The sequence below is a fragment of the Amycolatopsis sp. NPDC028719 genome, from assembly GCF_055565395.1.
In genome coordinates, this window is sequence record NZ_JBVHUL010000002.1 from 1,106,559 (window position 1) to 1,124,947 (window position 18,389).

Here is an 18,389-nt window from a genome sequence, read left to right on the forward strand (position 1 = left end):
CTCGTTACGGCACCGGGTCCGGCTCCATCCCCAGCACGTCGTCGGTGAGCCCGGCCGCGAGCGCCCGCAGCGCCGCGTCCAGGTACACCGTCAAGTCGGCGTCCGCACGCGCGGACCACCGGTCGTAAGCCGCGCGGCAGGCCGCCAGTACCGCGCGGCCCACCACCAGCGGGTAGAGCGACTCCTCCGGCTGCCCGGACCGGCGGGCGACGAACGCGCTCACCGCGCGCTCCCACGCGTCGTAGTGCACCGCGGCGCTCGCGGCCAGGTCGGGCACCGTGCTCAGCAGCGTCATGCGGCGGCGCAGCTCCGGCACGTCGTCCGCGCGGTAGTGGTTGGCCTCGAGCACCGCGCGGCGGACCGCGTCGAACACCGGCAGGTCGGGGGGCGAGTCGGCGAGCAGTGACCGGATCGTCTCGACCTCGGTGTCGAACTCGTTCCAGAGCACATCCGCCTTGGCGTCGTAGTAGCGGAAGAACGTCCGCCTGCTGACGCCGGCCGCCGCGGCGATCTGGTCGACCGTCGTCTCGTGGAAGCCCTGCTCGGTGAACAGCCGCAGCGCCGCGAGCTCGAGCTCCCGGGCGCTGGTGCCCGGCGGGCGCCCCCGGCGGTTCGCGGGCCGGGCGAGCACGTCATCGGTCATCCGGGTGCCGTTCCCTCGCGAGTCTTGATTATCGACACGGAGTGACATTACCCTCCCCTCTATTCGTCACCGAGTGCCGAAAATCATCTCTGCCGAAGGAGTCAGGATGACCGAGAACGCACCCACCGCCGAACCCGCCGGGACCGACGAGGTCCTGACCGAGGAACTGCTGGTCGAAGAGGTCTCGATCGACGGCATGTGCGGTGTCTACTGAGGACTCGCCGGCGGGCTTCGACCTGGACGGCGCGTGGCGCCTCGACGACCGGGTCTCGATCCGGCCCGAGCGGTTCGGCGCCCTGCTGTACCACTTCGGGACCCGCCGGCTTTCCTTCCTGAAGAGCCCGACCCTCCTGACCGTCGTCCGCGGCCTCGCCGAGCAGCCCGACGCGCGGACGGCCTGCACCGAAGCCGGCGTCGGAGCCGGCGAGCTGCCGAGGTACCGCGCGGCGCTGGCCGCCCTCGCCGCGTCGCGCATGATCGAGCCGAGGAGTCGCTGATGTCCCTCGTGGACGAGTTCCAGTACGGGCTCGACGCCCCCATCTGCCTCACCTGGGAACTCACCTACGCCTGCAACCTTTCCTGCGTGCACTGCCTTTCCTCCTCGGGACGGCGGGACCCGCGCGAACTGTCCACTGCGGAGTGCAAGGCGCTGATCGACGAGTTCGAGCGCATGCAGGTCTTCTACGTCAACATCGGCGGCGGCGAACCCACGGTCCGCCCGGACTTCTGGGAGCTCGTCGACTACGCGACCGAGCACCACGTCGGCGTGAAGTTCTCCACCAACGGCGTCAAGATCACGCCCGAGGTGGCGCGCCGGCTGGCGGGCAGCGACTACGTCGACGTCCAGATCTCCCTCGACGGTGCCACCGCCGAGGTCAACGACCACGTCCGCGGCCCCGGCTCGTACGACACCGCGATCCGCGCGATGCGCCACCTCGCCTACGCCGGCTTCGAGAACTTCAAGATCTCCGTGGTGATGACCCGCCACAACGTCGGCCAGCTCGACGAGTTCAAGGCCATCGCCGACCGCTACGGCGCCCAGCTGCGGATCACGCGGCTGCGCCCGTCCGGCCGCGGCGCCGACACCTGGGACGAGCTGCACCCGACCGCCGCCCAGCAGCGCGCACTGTACGACTGGCTGGTCGCGCACGGCGAGAACGTGCTGACCGGGGACTCGTTCTTCCACCTCGCGGGCTACGGCGAGGGCGACCTGCCCGGGCTGAACCTGTGCGGCGCCGGGCGCGTGGTCTGCCTGGTCGATCCGGTCGGCGACGTCTACGCGTGCCCGTTCGCCATCCACGACACCTTCCTCGCCGGCAACGTCCGCGGCGGTGGTGGGTTCACTTCGGTCTGGCGGGAATCGGAGCTGTTCACGTCGCTGCGTTCGCCGCAGAGTGGCGGCGCGTGCGAGTCGTGTTCGGCGTTCGACGCCTGCCGCGGCGGGTGCATGGCCGCGAAGTTCTTCACCGGCCTGCCGCTCGACGGCCCGGACCCGGAATGCGTGCGGGGCCACGGCGAACTGGCCCTCGCGAGCGTCACGAGCGTCCCGAAGCCGTCGCTCGACCACTCCCACCGGCGGCGGCCGGTCCCGGTCACCATCGGCATGCGCCGGCCGCCGGACCGGGCCTGCGACGAGAACCCGCTCGCCGGGTTCAGGCGCTGACCGTGCGGCTCGCGGAGCTGTCCTGGCCGGACGTGGCCGAGCGCGCGGCGGCCGGCGCGATCCTCGCCGTGCCGGTCGGCGCGACCGAGCAGCACGGCCCGCACCTGCCGCTCTCGACCGACACCGACATCGCGCTCGCACTGTGCGACCGGCTCTCGGACAAGCGCCCGGACGTCCTGGTGGCGCCCGCCGTGGCGTTCGGGTCCAGCGGCGAGCACGCCGGGTTCGCCGGGACGCTCTCGATCGGCCAGGCCGCGACCGAGCTGCTCCTGCTGGAACTGGGCCGGTCCGCCGCGGAGACGTTCGCGCGGCTGCTGTTCGTCTCCGCGCACGGCGGCAACGCGGAACCGGTCGCCCGGGCGGTCGCGCGGCTGCGGGCGGAGTCGCACGACGTCGAGGTGTTCCGGCCCCGGTGGGCGAGCGACCCGCATGCCGGGCGTCCGGAAACCGCGCTGCAGCTGGCTTTGCGGCCCTCCGTCGTACGGATGGACCAGGCCGTGGCGGGCGATCGGCGTCCGCTCGGCGAGGTGCTGCCGCTGCTGAGGGAGGGCGGGGTGCGCGCGGTGAGCCGCACCGGCGTGCTCGGCGACCCGACCGCCGCGACGGCTCGGGAAGGGAACGCGTTGCTGGACGAATGGACGGTTCAGCTCGTGTCCCTTGTGGACGGTTGGCGATGAGGACCGCGCTCGTCACCGGCGCGGCGCGCGGGATCGGGGCCGCGACGGTGACGCACCTGGCCGGTCAGGGCTACGCCGTGCTCGCGGTCGACGTCGCCGCGGACGACCCGGCGCTGCCGTACGCGCTGGGAAGCAAGGCGGAGCTGACGGCGGTCGCCTCGCGGACGGGCGCGGAGCCGTTCGTCGCCGACGTCCGGGATCCGGCGGCGCTGGCGGCCGCGGTGGCGGAAGCGGAACGGCGGTGGGGCGGCCTCGACGTGGCGATCGCGGCGGCGGGGGTGATCGCCGGGGGCGTGCCGTTGTGGGAGGTCCCGCCGGAGCAGGAGGACGCGGTGCTCGACGTGGACCTGCGCGGGGTGGTCAACCTGGCCCGGGTGGCGATCCCGGCGCTGCTGCGCCGCCCGGAGCCGAGGTCAGGCCGGTTCCTCGCGGTCGCGTCCGCCGCCGCGACGCGCGGTTTGCCGATGCTGGCGGCCTACTGCGCGGCAAAGGCGGGGGTGGCCGGCCTGGTCCGCGCGCTGGGCGCGGAGCTGGGCGGCACCGGGGTGACGGCCAACGCGGTCAGCCCCGGCTCGACCGACACCCCGATCCTCGCCGAGAGCGCCCGGCTGTACGGGCTGTCCGGAGCATCGGATTTCGCCGCGCAGCAACCGGTGGGGAGGTTGTTGGAGCCAGCGGAGGTCGCGCGGGTACTGGCGTTCTTGGCCGAACCCGACAGCGGCGCGACGACCGGCGCGGTGGTGCCGGTGGACGGAGGGCTGGCCTTGTGACTCCCCCGCGCGGCACCCTATCGGCCGGCGCCCCCGCGCCCACGCCCCTTCCCGCCGGCTTCCGGATCGTGCTCGATCCCGACGTCAAGCGGCTCCGCGATGATCTCTGGTTCGGCGGCTCGCCCGCCCGCGTCCTCCGCCTCACCGCGGCCGGCCGACGAGCCTGGCGAGCACTCGCCCACAGCCCCGTCGAGGACGCAGCCACCGGTGCGCTCGCCCGGCGGCTCACCGACGCCGGCTTCGCCCAGCCCGTGCCTCCCGAACCGGCCGAACCTCCGGACCTCACCGTCGTCGTCCCGGTCCTCGACCGGCCCGGCCCCCTCGCCCGCTGTCTGGCTTCGCTCGGCGGCACCCACCCCGTGCTCGTCGTCGACGACGGGTCGGAAGATCCCGCCGCCATCGCCTCCGTCGCCGTCGCGCACGGGGCGGACCTCGTGCGTCACGACGTCAACCGCGGGCCCGGTGCCGCGCGGAACACCGCACTCCACCACGTCTCCACCGAGCTCGTGGCCTTTGTGGACAGTGACTGCGTCGCCACCGGAAACTGGGCGGACCGGCTCGCCGCCCACTTCGCCGACCCCCTCCTCGCCGCGATCGCGCCTCGCGTGCGCGCCCTGGCTCCCGAGACGACCGGGTGGTACACCCCAGCGACCAGCGGCCTCGACCTCGGTGACCGGCCCGCGCGGGTCGCGCCCCGGACCCGGCTCTCGTACGTGCCCACCGCCGCCCTCGTCGCGCGCCGGTCCGCCCTGACTGAGATCGGCGGGTTCGATCCGGACCTGCGGGTCGGTGAGGACGTCGACCTCGTCTGGCGGCTGGACGCCGCGGGCCACCGGGTCCGGTACGCCCCCGATGTCCACGTCGGCCACCAGGAACCCGCGACCTGGCGCGAGCTCCTCGGCCGCCGCGCGCGGTACGGCACCTCCGCCGCCCCGCTCGCGCGGCGCCACCCCGGGGACCTCGCGCCGCTCGTGCTGCACCCGTGGCCGGCTCTGACCGTCGCCGCGCTGCTCGCCCGGCGGCCCCTGCTCGCGTCCGCAGGCTTCGCCGGCGCCGTCCTGACCATGCGGAAAACCCTGGAAGACCACGACATCCCCACCGAAGGCGTGGTCCGCGCGATGGGCACCGCCGTCCACCAGACCTGGCTCGGCGCCGGCCGCTACGGGACGCAGTTCGCCGCGCCGGCGCTGGCCGCGCTCCTGGTGCCGCGCGGGTGGGGACGCCGCGCCGCCGTCGCGTCGCTGCTGCTCGGCCCGCCGTTGACCCGGTGGTTCGCCGACCGGCCCGGCCTGGACCCCGTCCGCTACACCGCCGGCGCCCTCGCCGACGACATCGCCTACGGCGCCGGCGTCTGGGCCGGCTGCCTGACCCACCGGACCGCCGCGCCGGTCCTGCCCGAGATCGCCTGGCGCCCCCTGCGCGTCGACCGTAAGGAAAACCGATGACCACTACCTGGTTCGAATCGATCGCCGAAGCCCAGCGGCGTGCGAAGAAGCGCCTGCCCGCGTCCGTCTACTCGGCCCTGATCGCCGGCTCCGAGAAAGGCCTGACGCTCAAGGACAACCTCGACGCGTTCGACGAGCTGACGTTCGCGCCGCGCACCGCCGGGATGTCGGGCGAACGCACGCTCGCCACCTCCGTGCTCGGCCGGGAGATCTCGCTGCCGGTGGTCATCTCCCCCACCGGCGTGCAGGCGGTGCACCCGGACGGCGAGGTCGCCGTCGCCCGCGCCGCCGCCGCGCGCGGCACCGCGATGGGCCTGAGCTCCTTCGCGAGCAAGCCGATCGAGGACGTCGTCGCCGCCAACCCGGACACGTTCTTCCAGGTCTACTGGACCGGCGGCCGTGACGACATCCTCGCCCGGCTGGACCGCGCCCGCCGCGCCGGCGCCGCGGGCCTCATCCTCACCCTCGACTGGTCCTTCTCCCACAGCCGCGACTGGGGCAGCCCGCACATCCCCGAGAAGCTCACCTTCCGCGAGCTGCTGCGCTTCGCGCCGGAAGGCCTGGCCCGCCCGCGGTGGCTGCTGGACTACGCGCGCACCCGCCGCCTGCCCGACCTCAGCGTGCCGAACATGGCCGAGCCCGGGGCGCCGGTCCCCACGTTCTTCGGGGCGTACGGCCAGTGGATGCAGACCGCGCCGCCGTCGTGGGACGACGTGGCCTGGCTGCGCTCGGAGTGGGACGGGCCGTTCCTCCTCAAGGGCGTCATCCGTGTCGACGAGGCCCGCCGCGCGGTCGACGCGGGGGTCAGCGCGCTCTCCGTGTCGAACCACGGCGGCAACAACCTCGACGGCACGCCGGCCACGATCCGGGCGCTCCCGGCGATCGCCGACGCGGTCGGCGAGCAGGTGGAAGTCCTGCTCGACGGCGGGATCCGGCGCGGCAGCGACGTCGTCAAGGCACTCGCCCTCGGCGCCCGGGCCGTCCTCATCGGCCGCGCGTACCTGTGGGGCCTGGCGGCGAACGGCCAGGCAGGCGTCGAGAACGTCCTCGACGTCCTGCGCAACGGAATCGACTCGACGCTGCTGGCGCTGGGCCACCGCGGCGTCCACGACCTGAGCCGCGACGACGTCCGGATCCCGGACACGTTCACCCGCGCCCTGGGCACCGGCACTCCGGCCCCGGTCCGGTAGCCGCGTCAGTGCGAGTGGGCCTCTTCCAAGGAGGCACCCGCCAGGCGCGCCGCGACTCCGCGGCGGAAGTTCGGGCAGTCGTGGACGTCCTCGCGCGGGCACGCCAGGCCGTGCGCGATCGCCGTGCGGGCGGCCTGGGCCCGGGCGATGCGCCGGTCGAGCTCGGTGAGCTTGCGTTCGTGCAGCTCGCGCCAGCCCTCCGCGGCCGACGTGCGCAGGTCCATGAGGGTCTTCAGTTCGCGCAGGGTGAACCCGACGTCCCGGAAGATCAGGATCTCGCCGACCAGCTCGACGGCCGAAGGCGGGTAACGCCGCTGGCCCGCGACCCGCTCGGCTGCCGGCAGGAGGCCCTGCTCCTCCCAGTAGCGCAGCGCGGAAGTGGCCACGCCGGTGTGGGCGGCCAGCTCGCCGATCGTCAGCAGCTCCTCGGGCATTTGACTTCGAGCGTACTTGAAGCCGTTGACTCGCGGCATGGTGATGACACGGCTCAAGCGACGGATGATCGGGCAGTTCCACCACCCGCGCGGCATCGGCGGGCGGGTGGCCGGGTGGGTGATGGCCCACCGGGGGTCGAACCGGCGGCGCAACGTCTGGGTGGTGGAACTGCTGGACGTCCAGCCGGACGACCGGGTGCTCGAAGTGGGCTTCGGCCCCGGGATCGCCCTCGGTGAAGTGGCCGCCCGCGCCACCCGGGGCCGCGTCTACGGCATCGACCACTCCGCGGTCATGGTCGAGCGCGCGAGCCGGCGCACGCGAGCCGCGGCCGACCGGATCGAGCTGATCCACGCCTCGGTCGACCGGCTGCCGTCGTTCGGCGAACCGCTCGACGCGGTCCTCGCCGTGAACTCCTCGGGCTTCTGGCCCGATCCCCCGCAGCGGCTGCGCGAGCTGCGGGGCCTGCTGCGCCCCGGCGGGCGCATCGCGCTCGCGTCCCAGCCGCGGTGCCCCGGCGCGAACCGGGACACCACGACCAGGGCCGCGGGCGAACTCCGGGACCTGCTCACGAAGGCGGGGTTCACCGGCCTGCGGGTGGAGACCCTCGACCTCGATCCGCCGGTCGCCTGCGTCCTCGGCGTCACCCCACGGTGAAGCTCGCGGACAGCGTGGCCGCCGAGCTGGTGCCCACGTAGACCTCGATCTTCCCCGGCTCGACGCGGAACTTCGCGGCGTTGTCGTAGAAGCCGACGTCGTCCGGGGTCAGGGTGAACGACACCGTCTTCGCAGCACCCGCGTCCAGGGTCACCCGCTGGAACCCGCGCAGCCGCCGGACGGGCTGCACGATGGTGGCGACCGGATCACGCAGGTACAGCTGGACGACCTCGTCGCCCGCGCGCCCGCCCGTGTTGGTCACCCGGGCGCTCACCTGGATCCGGCCGCCGCGCATCGACATCCGCGTGTCCGAAAGCCGCAGGCTGTCGACCCGGAACGTCGTGTACGACAGGCCGAAGCCGAACTCGTAGAGCGGCCCGGTCTCCAGGTCGAGGTACTTCGACGTGTACTTGTTGGCCGGATCGGCGGGCCGTCCCGTGTTCTCGTGGTTGTAGTAGATCGGGATCTGGCCGACCGCGCGCGGGAAGCTCACCGGCAGCTTGCCGCCCGGGTTGACCGTGCCGAACAGGACGTCCGCGACCGCGTGCCCGCCTTGCACTCCCGGCGCCCACGCTTCGAGGATCGCGGGCGCGTTGTCGTGCAGGTAAGGGATCGTCAGCGGCCGGCCGTTGACCAGCACCACCACGAACGGCTTCCCGGTCTCCTTGATCGCCGCCACCAGCTGCTGCTGCACGCCGGGGAGGTCGATATTGCTGCGAGCGGCCGCTTCGCCGCTCATGGCGGCGGTCTCGCCGACCACGACGACGGTGACGTCGGCCGCGCGGGCGGCCTGCTGCGCGGCGGCGAACCCGCTCGTGTCCGTCCCGTCGACCGTGCAGCCCGCGGTGTAGGTCACCGTGGCCCCGGGCGCGGCGGCCTTGATCCCGTCGACCACCGTCACCGGCGGGGTCGTGCCCGCGCCGGTGCCCAGGCCCGACCAGGTGCCGTTGAGGTCGTAGGTCGCCGTGCCCAGCGGGCCGACCACGGCCACCGAGCCGACCGACTTGGCCAGCGGCAGCACCGGCCCGTCGTTCTTGAGCAGCACCATGCACCGCCCGGCGGCCTGCCGTGACGCGGCGAGCGCGGCCGGCGACGGCGCCTTCACCTCGCCGGCCTCGTCGACGTACGGGCGCTCGAAGAGGCCCAGCTTGACCTTGACCAGCAGGATCCGGCGGACGGCGTCGTCGATCTGGTCGCGCGTGATCCGCCGCTGGGCCAGCAGCTGTTCCCCGAACTTGACGTAGTTGGTGCTGACCATCTCCATGTCCACCCCGGCCGGCAGTGCGGCGGCCGCCGCATCAGCGCCGTCTCCCGCGAGGCCGTGGTTGATCAGCTCTTCGATGCCGGTGTAGTCGCTGACGACGAACCCGCGGAAGCCGTACGCGCCCTTGAGGACGTCGTGCAGGACGTAGCCGTTGCCGTGCGCGGGGACGCCGCTGATGGTGTTGAAGCTGGCCATCACGGTCGCCACGCCGGCCTCGACGCTCGCCTTGAACGGCGGCAGGTAGAGGTTGTGCAGGCGCTGCAGCGAGACGTCGACGGTGTTGTAGTCGCGGCCGCCTTCCGCGCCGCCGTAGGCGACGAAGTGCTTGGCGCACGCGGCGAGCCGGTCCGGCGACGAGTAGTCGCCGCCCTGGTAGCCGCGGACCTTCGCCACGGCCATTTGACTGACCAGGTAAGGATCTTCGCCGTTCCCTTCGGCGATGCGCCCCCAGCGCGGCTCGTGGGTGACGTCCATCATCGGCGCGTAGGTCCAGTGGATGCCGCTGCGCCGGGCTTCCTTCGCCGAAACCGTCGCGTCGGCGGCCGGCACGCCGGGGTCGAAGCTCGCGCCCTGCGCCAGCGGGATCGGGAAGTTCGTGGTGTAGCCGTGGATCACGTCGAGCCCGAAGATGAGCGGGATGCGCAACCGCGTCTGCTCGACGGCGATCTTCTGCAGGGCGTTCAGCTTGGCGGCACCCACCACGGAGAACACCCCGCCGAGCTGTCCCGTCGCGAGCGACGTCCGGGCGAGGTCTTCGGTCCCGACCAGCTGGAGCTGACCCAGCTTCTCGGCGAGGGTCATCTTCCTGAGCAGGTCCTCGACCCGCGGATTCCGTTCGGGCCGGGCGGCGGGATCCGCCGCGGCGGGCGGGGCGAGCGCCGACACGGCTCCTCCGGCGGCGAGGAGACCGCCGACGCCGGCGAGCAGGCTGCGCCGGTTGACGCCGTCGGCGGTCGCGGTGGCTGCGTGGCTCTCGGGTTGTTCCATGGCGGGGACCCTTTCGCGAGAGAACGAAGGCCGCCAGCATAAGCACGATCGGCGCCCGGCCGGTTCGTTCTTTCCCGCCCCGGAACGCTTGTGGTCCCGCCGCGAGCGGCCTACGGTCGGCTGCGGACCGACACGTGGAGGGGGCGCCGTGCGGGCGTTCGGAGCTGTCCTGGCAAGCGCTTTCCTGCTCACCGGCGCGACGTCCGCGATCGCGGACCCGGCCTGGTCGCCGTCCCCGATCGCCTGGACGACCTGCCCGGACGACCCGGACATCCCCGGCGTCCCCGACGGCGAGTGCGGCACGCTGCGGGTGCCGCTCGACTGGAACCGGCCGCACGGGCCGTCGATCGGCCTCGCCGTGGCCCGGCACCGCGCCACCGACCCCGCCCACCGCCTCGGTGTCCTGGTGGCAGACGCCGGCGGCCCGGGCACATCCGGTGCGCAGATCCCGCTCTCCCCCGGCTACTTCGGCGCGGAGCTCGCCGCCCGGCTCGACATCGTGGGCTTCGACCTGCGCGGAACCGGGGCGAGCGGGTACATCGACTGCGACCTCCCGCAGCCCGAGCCCGCCAACGAGCCCGCCGACCCGGCACGGTTCGCCGCGCTGCGGGCGATCAACCGCCAGGTGGTCACCGACTGCCGGGCCCGGTACCTGCCTTTGTTCGACCACGCCGACACCGCCACCAACGCCCGCGACCTGGACGCCGTCCGCCGCGCGCTGGGCGAAGAGAAGATCAGCTTCCACGGTGCGTCCTACGGCACGCTGCTCGGCCAGCAGTACGCCGAGCGGTACGGCGACCACGTCCGTGCGATGGTGCTGGACGGCGTCATCGACCACAGCGTGGATCTCGCGCACTTCGTCGGCGACCGGGCCGCCGCCGTGGACGAGCTGTTCGGGCAGTTCACCGCGTGGTGCGAACGGACGGTGACCTGCGCGCTGCACGGCCGGGACGTGCTCGCGACCTGGCGTCAGGCCCAGGTCGCCGCCGACGGGATGCCGCTGCCGCACAACTGGCTGCGCGACCAGGTGTACCGGGACATGCGGGTCCCGGACTGGGACGACGTGGGCCAGGTGATCGCCGACACCGCGGCCGGCACTCCGCCGGTGCGGGCAGAGTTCACGCCCAACTACCCGTCGATCCGCCTCGCCGTCGTCTGCCAGGACTTCGACCTGCGGATCCGGGACTTCACGCGGTACTCGGCGCTGTACGCCGAGGAGCTGCGCCGGTCGCCGATCATGCGCGGCAGCACGATCGGCCACGACGAAGCCATGGCGTGCCTCGGTGTCACCGGCCCGCCCGCGAACCCGCCGCACCGGCTGGACATCGCGCGAGCGCCGCGGATCCTGCTGCTGACCAGCCGCTACGACCCGGCGACGCCGTACGCCTGGGCCGTGAACGCCCACCGCCAGGCGCCGGCGAACACCACGCTGGTCACCTACGAAGGCGCGGGGCACGGGGCCTACCGGCGCACGCCGTGCACTCTGGGGGTGGTGGACCAGTACCTGCTGACGCTGAAGACACCCCACCACGACTTCAGCTGTCCGGCCTGATCCACCGCCGCCTCGGTTCAGCCCAGGTGCGAGCTGATCACCGGGTAGTCGTTGCCGACGTTGGTGTACACGCCCGGGAAGTCCTTGCGGGCGCAGCCTTCGCCCCACGAGACGATGCCGGCGAGCTTGCCGTCGACGTAGGCGGGACCGCCCGAGTCGCCCTGGCAGGAGTCCTTGCCGCCTTCGGGCACGCCCGCGCAGAACATCGACGCCTTGTCGTAGGTCGTGCTGCCCGCGCTGTACTTCTCCGCGCAGGTGTCGTTGTCCACCACCGGGACCGTCACCTCGAGCAGCGTGTCGGAGACGTCACCGCCCTCGGACGTCGTGCCCCAGCCGACCACCGTGACGTCCTTGCCCGCCTGGTAGGCGGCGTCGCCGGCCGACTGCACCAGCGTGGCCGGCTCGTACGGCAGCTCCTTGTCGAGGGTCAGCACGGCGTTGTCGTGCTGCATCCCGCTCATGGTGAAGTCCGGGTTCTGCCAGACGTCGCTCACGCCGGCCTTCGTGCCGGAAGTGTCGCCGAGCTTCGTCTGCCCGCCGATGATCTCCATCTGCGCTGCCTCGACGCCGTCGGTGCAGTGCGCGGCGGTCAGCACCTTGTTCTTCGCGACCAGGGTGCCGGCGCAGTGCTGCGCGCCGTTGACGTTGAAGATCACGGTGGCCGGGAACTCGTCGATCGTGGTCGGCGTACCGCCCACGATCCGCGGATCACCGGCCGAAGCACCGGGTGCGACGACGACGGCGAGGGCTCCGGCCGCGGCGAGGACCGTCACGGCCCGCCGGACCACGGAACGTCCGTCTACCTGCATGAACATCTCCCTTCGGGGACCTGTGGAGGTGGTACCCGGGAGCAGACCAGACCAGCCGTGGTCGCGGTTAGCTACGAAAGTCGCTTCCTGACCATGTGCCGACGATGGTTGGTTTTTGTCCGACACAGGTGGCGGGCCGGCAGCTTGCACGGTAGCGCCGTCAATCCTTGACAACCTGCCAACGCCGTCTTAACGTTTTCTCACGCCGCCGAGTTGTCCAGACCATTTATCCCGTGAAAGGACATCCTCGATGCGCGTGCGTTCCCTGCTCGTCCTGCTGGCGGTCCCGGCCCTGCTCGCCGGCGCCGCCCTCCCCGCGCGGGCGGCCGACCCGTCCGTCGCCCCGGGCGGCAACTTCGACCTGGGAATCTGGCAGCTGCAGGAGCCGGTGGGCTCCCCCGGCTCGCCGACCACGATCTCGTCGTCCCGGCTCAAGGGCCCGAACGGCTTCCAGGACAGCTACTTCTACACCGACACCCGCGACGGCGCGATGACCTTCTGGGCGCCGGAGAAGGGCGTCACCACCCCGAACTCGAACTACGCGCGGTCCGAGCTGCGCGAGATGAACCGCGACGGCTCGGCCGCGAACTGGTCGCTGAGCGGGTCGCACAAGCTGAGCGCGACGCTGCGCGTGGTGTCGGTGACGTCGAACGTGTGCGTGGGCCAGGTCCACCTCGGCACGGGCGGCTCGTCGACCAAACCGTTGCTGGAGCTGTACTACCGCTCCAGCGGCGACATCGTCCTGGGCACGGAGAACTCCCCCGACGGCGGCCAGACGGCGCACACCGTCGGGCACGTGTCGATCGGCAAGACCTGGACGTACACGATCGGCATCTCGGGCGGCAACACCATCGACCTGACGGTCAACGGCAGCACCACCCACTACTCGATCCCGTCGTCGTTCAAGGCGTACAAGCAGTACTTCAAGGCGGGCTCGTACAACCAGTCCTCGTCGGACAGCACGACCAAGGGCGCGCGCGTCGCGTTCTACGGCCTGACGGTTTCGCACGGCTGACCGCCACCGGCCCGGTGCCCCGACGGCACCGGGCCGGGTGGGCGTCAGCGCCAGCCGAGCTCCGGGGCCACGTGGGTGAGGATGCTCTCCAGCACGTGCGCGTTGTAGTCGACGCCGAGCTGGTTCGGGATGGTCAGCAGGAGGGTGTCCGCGGCCTGGACCGCCTCGTCCTCCTTGAGCTCCCGCACCAGCTCGTCCGGCTCCGCCGCGTACGAGCGGCCGAAGATCGCGCGGGTGTTCTCGTCGATCATGCCGACCTGGTCGCGCGAGTTGCGGTCGCCGCCGAAGTAGGCGCGGTCACGGTCGTTCGTCAGCGCGAAGATGCTGCGGCTGACCGACACGCGCGGCTCGCGGGTGTGCCCGGCCTCCTGCCACGCCTCCCGGTAGGCCTCGATCTGCTTGCGCTGCTGGACGTGCAGCGGCTCGCCCGTCTCGTCGTCCTTGAGCGTGGAGCTCTGCAGGTTCATCCCCAGCTTCGCGGCCCAGACGCTGGTCGCGTTCGAGCTCGAGCCCCACCAGATGCGGTCCCGCAGGCCCTCGGAGTGCGGTTCGAGCCGCAGCAGTCCCGGCGGGTTGGCGAACATCGGCCGCGGGTTCGGCTGCGCGAAGCCCTCGCCGTCGAGCAGCTTGAGGAAGACCTCGGTGTGCTGCCGGGCCATGTCGGCGTCGGTCTGCCCGTCCGCGGGGGCGTAGCCGAAGTAGCGCCAGCCCTCGATCACCTGCTCGGGGGATCCCCGGCTGATGCCGAGCTGGAGCCGGCCGCCGGAGATGAGGTCGGCGGCTCCCGCGTCCTCGATCATGTACAGCGGGTTCTCGTAGCGCATGTCGATCACGCCGGTGCCGATCTCGATCTTCGACGTGCGCGCCCCGATCGCCGAGAGCAGCGGGAACGGGCTCGCCGCCTGCCGCGCGAAGTGGTGCACGCGGAAGTACGCGCCGTCGACGCCGAGTTCCTCGGCCGCGACCGCCAGGTCGATCGACTGGTGCAGGAAGTCCGCGGCGGACCGGGTCTCGGAGTGCGGGCTCGCCGACCAGTGGCCGAACGAGAGGAAACCGATCTTCTTCACACCTCTCCCAGCGTCCGGCGGCGGGAAATGATTCCCGGCGTGGGCGAACCGGCCGCCGCCGCACCCCTCGCGCGGCGGCGGCCGGGGAGCTCAGCCGCAGTGCTCGGCGCGTTCCTGGTCGGTCATCGGCGCGGTGCGCTGCGTGATGTCCCCGGTCGAGCCGGGCACCGGACCGTCCGCGTCGAAGTCCTGGTACCAGATGTAGTGGTCGTAGAACCGGTCCGGGAAATGCATTTCGTAGGTGCCGTGCACCTTCTGCATCTTCGGCGCGCGTTCGACCCAGCCCTTTTCCCCGGGCCGGACGTCGACGTTCGTCGCCTGTCCTTCGGTGTGCGAAGACTCCCAGGTGTGCTGGTACGAAGTTTCGATCGAAACCTTGAACACTTCCGAGAATCCGTATTCGGCCGAAAGGGATACTCCGAAACTGTTCGACTCGCCCGTCGTGTCGGACCAGTTCACCGTGCTGCGCTGCAGGTCGCCGGTGCAGTTGAAGGCCGCTTCGCCGACCTGGTGCCCGGCCCCGGTGTGCTCCTCCGGCGGGCCGGCCGGGTGGAACACGCACGAGTCCGTGCCGTTGCCGCACTTGTCGAGCAGTTCCCGTGCGGTGGGCTGACCGTCGGCCGACGCGCCGGGCGCGGTGAGGACGAGGCCGGCGGCGGTCAGCAGGCCGAGGCCCGCCGCCGTCCACGCGGTGCGCTTGCCCGTCATGGTGATCACTCCTTCGCTCAGCTGAAACCGATGGACTGGGTGCGGTCGTCCATGAAGGACCCGACGTTGCCGGTGTTCTCCTTGAACGGGCCGTCGCGGTCGCCGCCGAGGTTCGGCTCCGGGTAGAGCCAGACCCAGCAGTCACCCCACGGCTGCACGGAACTGATCTTGTTCTTCCAGTCGTCGCCGAGGTCGAACTGCCAGTTGACCCAGCCGTCCTTCTTGCACAGTTCGGGTCCGGTGATCGTCAGCGAGTTCCCCGTGTAGTCGGGCCCGTCGAAGAAGGTGCCCTGCACGACCTGGCCGGCTTCCTGCGCGACCAGTGCCGAACGCTGGGTTCCCGTGGCGCATTTCTCCACCCCGGTTTCCGAGTTCAGCACGCAGTGCCGGGTGCCGTCGGCGGCAGCCGCCGGAAGAGCACCGAAAAGGCTCATGCTCGCCGCCGCGGCCGTCGTCGTCATGGCTGTTCTGGTCCATTTGCCCACCATTGTGGTTCCTTTCTGCGAAAACGGAAAGATCTTCTTCTTTCGAAAGTACGACGACCCGGGCGGAATGGCGCGCGCGGTGCCCGTCGGGGCACCGGGGTCTGCCCCATTCCCTCGCGGGCCCCGGCACCGACGTGCGGACCAGTCGGCGCCGCGGTACAGTACGCCGTCCCAGTGACAGGAGCTGTCGATCTCGTCACCCTCGGTGACACGATCATGAAAATTCCCCCCGCCGTAACTTGACTCATTCCAGAGAAGCCCCCTAGGGTGAACTCTGTGATGACCGACTTCGAGGCGCAGCTGCGGGCGGTCTCGTTGCGGGTGACGCGGCCGAGGCTGGCCGTGCTCAGCGCGTTGCGGGACCACCCGCACGTCGACACCGAGACGGTGATCGAACTGGTGCGGGCCGAGCACCCGACGGTGTCGCACCAGACGATCTACGACGTCCTGCGGGCGCTCACCGACACCGGCCTGGTGCGGCGCATCCAACCCGCGGGCGCGACCGCGCGGTACGAGTCCCGGGTCGGGGACAACCACCACCACGTCGTGTGCCGCACCTGCGGTGCGATCGCGGACGTCGACTGCGCCGTCGGCCACACCCCGTGCCTGACCGCCTCGGACGACCACGGTTTCGTGATCGACCAGGCGGAGGTCGTGTACTGGGGCACCTGCCCCGGCTGCGCGGCCGCCCGAACTCCCGAATGAACGCCGGCTCCGGAAGGAAGTAGATGAGCAACACCCAGGACAGCACCCCCTCGAGCGCACAGGGTGTGGACAAGAAGGCGGCGGCCGGCTGCCCGGTCGCGCACGACTCGGTGACCTCGCACGGCAGCGAGAGCGAGAACCCGGCGATCGATTCGCCGCAGCCGAAGACGGGTGGCCGTCCGCGCACCAACAAGGACTGGTGGCCCAACCAGCTCGACCTGACGGTGCTGCACGCCCACTCGTCGAAGAGCAACCCCCTCGGCGAGAACTTCGCCTACGCCAAGGAGTTCGCGAAGCTCGACGTCGAGGCCCTCAAGCGGGACATCACCGAGGTGCTCACCACCTCGCAGGACTGGTGGCCGGCGGACTTCGGCCACTACGGCGGCCTGATGATCCGGATGAGCTGGCACGCCGCGGGCACCTACCGCATCCACGACGGCCGCGGCGGCGCCGGTGACGGCGGCCAGCGGTTCGCCCCGCTCAACAGCTGGCCGGACAACGCCAACCTCGACAAGGCGCGCCGCCTGCTGTGGCCGGTCAAGCAGAAGTACGGCCAGAAGATCTCGTGGGCCGACCTGCTGGTGCTGGCCGGCAACGTCGCGCTGGAGTCGATGGGCTTCAAGACCTTCGGCTTCGGTTTCGGCCGCGTCGACACCTGGGAGCCGGAGGAGATCTTCTGGGGCCCCGAGGACGACTGGCTGGGTGACGAGCGCTACGTCAGCGACTCGGAGATGGCGCCCGAGGTCGGCGCGACCGAGATGGGCCTCATCTACGTCAACCCCGAGGGTCCCCGCGGCAGCGCGGACTTCGAGGCGGCGGCCCACTTCATCCGGGAGACCTTCGCCCGGATGGCGATGAACGACGAGGAGACCGTCGCCCTCATCGCCGGTGGCCACACCTTCGGCAAGACCCACGGCGCCGGTGTCGCCGACGACCACGTCGGCCCGGAGCCCGAGGGCGCGGACCTGGAGGCCCAGGGCCTCGGCTGGCTGAGCACCCACGGCAGCGGCAAGGGCCCGGACACGATCACCAGTGGCCTCGAGGTGACGTGGACCGACAAGCCGACCGAGTGGAGCAACCGCTTCTTCGAGATCCTGTTCGGCTACGAATGGGAGCTCACCACGAGCCCCGGCGGCGCCAAGCAGTACGTCGCCAAGGACGCCCCGGAGATCATCCCGGACCCGTACGACCCCACCAAGAAGCACAAGCCGACGATGCTGACGACGGACCTGTCGCTGCGCTTCGACCCGGTCTACGGCCCGATCTCGCGCCGGTTCCTGGAGAACCCGGACGAGTTCGCGCTGGCGTTCGCCAAGGCGTGGTACAAGCTGCTGCACCGCGACATGGGCCCGGTCAGCCGCTTCCTCGGCCCGTGGGTCGCCGAGCCGCAGCTGTGGCAGGACCCGGTGCCGGCCGTCGAGGGCGAGCTCGTCGGTGACGCCGACATCGCCGCTCTCAAGGCGAAGGTGCTGGAGTCCGGTCTGTCGGTGTCCCAGCTGGTGTCGACCGCGTGGGCGTCGGCCGCCAGCTTCCGCTCCACCGACAAGCGCGGTGGCGCGAACGGTGCCCGCATCCGCCTCGAGCCGCAGCGGAACTGGGAGGTCAACCAGCCGGAGCAGCTCGCGACGGTCCTGTCGAAGCTCGAGGGCATCCAGCGCGAGTTCAACGAGGCGGGCGGCGCGCAGATCTCGCTGGCGGACCTGATCGTCCTGGCGGGTTCGGCGGCGGTCGAGAAGGCGGCGCGCGACGCCGGCGTCGAGACGACCGTGCCGTTCCACCCGGGCCGCACGGACGCGACCCAGGAGCAGACGGACACGGACTCGTTCAAGGTGCTCGAGCCGCGCGCCGACGGGTTCCGCAACTACCTGCGGGCGGGCGAGAAGCTCCAGCCGGAGACGCTCCTGGTCGAGCGCGCGTACATGCTCAACCTGACGGCCCCGGAGATGACGGTCCTGGTCGGCGGGCTGCGCGCGCTGGGCACGGGCACCACGCAGCACGGCGTCTTCACCGACCGGCCGGGCGTGCTCACGAACGACTTCTTCGCCAACCTGCTTTCCCCGGGAACGCGCTGGAAGGCGTCGGAGTCCGAGGAGAACGTGTACGAGATCCTCGACGCGGGCACGGACAAGCTGAAGTGGACCGCAACGGCGGTCGACCTGGTGTTCGGGTCGAACTCCCAGCTGCGAGCACTGTCCGAGGTGTACGCAAGCGACGACGCGCGCGAGAAGTTCGTGTCGGACTTCGTGGCGGCGTGGACGAAGGTCATGGAGCTGGACCGGTTCGATCTGGTCTGATTCCGGTTCGGTGCCGGGCCCGGCTG

At 71.7% G+C, this 18,389-nt stretch carries 19 protein-coding genes; 12 read left to right on the plus strand and 7 right to left on the minus strand.

Annotated elements, in window-relative coordinates:
- Window positions 1-4: 4 nt before the first annotated feature.
- A complete protein-coding gene (gene mftR / locus ACZ4TR_RS13230; protein WP_465287238.1) occupies window positions 5-643 on the minus strand; it encodes a mycofactocin system transcriptional regulator in 639 nt (212 codons plus the stop codon).
- A gap of 106 nt (window positions 644-749) precedes the next feature.
- On the opposite strand from mftR, the gene mftA reads away from it, so the two are divergent.
- From mftA to mftD, 7 genes are all read left to right on the plus strand, one after another.
- Entirely contained in the window at window positions 750-857 is a 108-nt protein-coding gene (gene mftA, locus ACZ4TR_RS13235) for a mycofactocin precursor MftA (protein WP_465287239.1), read from the plus strand.
- Entirely contained in the window at window positions 847-1,140 is a 294-nt protein-coding gene (mftB, locus tag ACZ4TR_RS13240; RefSeq protein WP_465287240.1) for a mycofactocin biosynthesis chaperone MftB, read from the plus strand. The genes mftA and mftB overlap by 11 nt, the downstream gene beginning before the upstream one ends.
- Window positions 1,140-2,306 carry a mycofactocin radical SAM maturase gene (gene mftC / locus ACZ4TR_RS13245; RefSeq protein ID WP_465287241.1) on the plus strand — a complete coding sequence of 389 codons (1,167 nt, stop codon included), beginning with the start codon at window positions 1,140-1,142 and terminating at the stop codon, window positions 2,304-2,306. The genes mftB and mftC overlap by 1 nt, the downstream gene beginning before the upstream one ends.
- Window positions 2,307-2,308: 2 nt before the next feature.
- Window positions 2,309-2,983 (plus strand): mycofactocin biosynthesis peptidyl-dipeptidase MftE, encoded by a 675-nt coding sequence (gene mftE / locus ACZ4TR_RS13250; RefSeq protein ID WP_465287242.1) that lies wholly within the window; start codon window positions 2,309-2,311, stop codon window positions 2,981-2,983.
- Entirely contained in the window at window positions 2,980-3,753 is a 774-nt protein-coding gene (locus tag ACZ4TR_RS13255; protein WP_465287243.1) for a mycofactocin-coupled SDR family oxidoreductase, read from the plus strand. Before mftE ends, ACZ4TR_RS13255 begins: the two co-directional genes overlap by 4 nt.
- Before the next feature lie 68 nt (window positions 3,754-3,821).
- Entirely contained in the window at window positions 3,822-5,198 is a 1,377-nt protein-coding gene (mftF, locus tag ACZ4TR_RS13260) for a mycofactocin biosynthesis glycosyltransferase MftF (protein WP_465287244.1), read from the plus strand.
- On the plus strand, window positions 5,195-6,388 hold the full coding sequence (gene mftD / locus ACZ4TR_RS13265; protein ID WP_465287245.1) for a pre-mycofactocin synthase MftD: 1,194 nt from the start codon (window positions 5,195-5,197) through the stop codon (window positions 6,386-6,388). Before mftF ends, mftD begins: the two co-directional genes overlap by 4 nt.
- Before the next feature lie 5 nt (window positions 6,389-6,393).
- Here mftD and ACZ4TR_RS13270 read toward each other — a convergent pair whose 3' ends face one another.
- Entirely contained in the window at window positions 6,394-6,822 is a 429-nt protein-coding gene (locus ACZ4TR_RS13270; protein ID WP_465287246.1) for a helix-turn-helix domain-containing protein, read from the minus strand.
- Window positions 6,823-6,859: 37 nt separating this feature from the next.
- Here ACZ4TR_RS13270 and ACZ4TR_RS13275 point away from each other — a divergent pair, with 37 nt between their 5' ends.
- Window positions 6,860-7,477: a class I SAM-dependent methyltransferase gene (locus ACZ4TR_RS13275; RefSeq protein ID WP_465287247.1), complete on the plus strand. Its 618-nt coding sequence runs from the start codon at window positions 6,860-6,862 to the stop codon at window positions 7,475-7,477.
- Here ACZ4TR_RS13275 and bglX read toward each other — a convergent pair.
- Window positions 7,464-9,728, minus strand: coding sequence for a beta-glucosidase BglX (bglX, locus tag ACZ4TR_RS13280; protein WP_465287248.1), 2,265 nt, complete (start codon window positions 9,726-9,728; stop codon window positions 7,464-7,466). The two genes, ACZ4TR_RS13275 and bglX, sit on opposite strands and share 14 nt — an antisense overlap.
- 148 nt (window positions 9,729-9,876) lie before the next feature.
- Here bglX and ACZ4TR_RS13285 point away from each other — a divergent pair, with 148 nt between their 5' ends.
- Window positions 9,877-11,280 carry an alpha/beta hydrolase gene (locus ACZ4TR_RS13285; RefSeq protein ID WP_465287249.1) on the plus strand — a complete coding sequence of 468 codons (1,404 nt, stop codon included), beginning with the start codon at window positions 9,877-9,879 and terminating at the stop codon, window positions 11,278-11,280.
- Between the two features lie 17 nt (window positions 11,281-11,297).
- Here the strand turns inward: ACZ4TR_RS13285 and ACZ4TR_RS13290 are convergent, their stop codons facing one another.
- Window positions 11,298-12,089 (minus strand): serine protease, encoded by a 792-nt coding sequence (locus ACZ4TR_RS13290; protein ID WP_465287250.1) that lies wholly within the window; start codon window positions 12,087-12,089, stop codon window positions 11,298-11,300.
- A 250-nt stretch (window positions 12,090-12,339) separates the two neighbouring features.
- Between ACZ4TR_RS13290 and ACZ4TR_RS13295 the strand changes: the two genes are divergently transcribed.
- Window positions 12,340-13,104 (plus strand): polysaccharide lyase family 7 protein, encoded by a 765-nt coding sequence (locus tag ACZ4TR_RS13295; protein ID WP_364521913.1) that lies wholly within the window; start codon window positions 12,340-12,342, stop codon window positions 13,102-13,104.
- 44 nt (window positions 13,105-13,148) lie between these two features.
- Here the strand turns inward: ACZ4TR_RS13295 and ACZ4TR_RS13300 are convergent, their stop codons facing one another.
- From ACZ4TR_RS13300 to ACZ4TR_RS13310, 3 genes are all read right to left on the minus strand, one after another.
- A complete protein-coding gene (locus tag ACZ4TR_RS13300; protein WP_465287251.1) occupies window positions 13,149-14,171 on the minus strand; it encodes an LLM class flavin-dependent oxidoreductase in 1,023 nt (340 codons plus the stop codon).
- Window positions 14,172-14,261: 90 nt separating this feature from the next.
- The gene (locus tag ACZ4TR_RS13305; protein WP_465287253.1) at window positions 14,262-14,879 is read right to left on the minus strand and encodes a hypothetical protein; all 618 of its coding nucleotides are present in this window, start codon (window positions 14,877-14,879) and stop codon (window positions 14,262-14,264) included.
- Window positions 14,880-14,896: 17 nt separating this feature from the next.
- Complete coding sequence (locus tag ACZ4TR_RS13310; protein ID WP_364521907.1) at window positions 14,897-15,340, minus strand: hypothetical protein; 444 nt, start codon at window positions 15,338-15,340, stop codon at window positions 14,897-14,899.
- 303 nt (window positions 15,341-15,643) lie between these two features.
- On the opposite strand from ACZ4TR_RS13310, the gene ACZ4TR_RS13315 reads away from it, so the two are divergent.
- Window positions 15,644-16,069, plus strand: a complete 426-nt coding sequence (locus ACZ4TR_RS13315) for a Fur family transcriptional regulator (RefSeq protein ID WP_465287254.1) — start codon at window positions 15,644-15,646, stop codon at window positions 16,067-16,069.
- Window positions 16,070-16,092: 23 nt separating this feature from the next.
- The gene (katG, locus tag ACZ4TR_RS13320) at window positions 16,093-18,363 is read left to right on the plus strand and encodes a catalase/peroxidase HPI (RefSeq protein WP_465287255.1); all 2,271 of its coding nucleotides are present in this window, start codon (window positions 16,093-16,095) and stop codon (window positions 18,361-18,363) included.
- Window positions 18,364-18,389 lie beyond the last annotated feature (26 nt).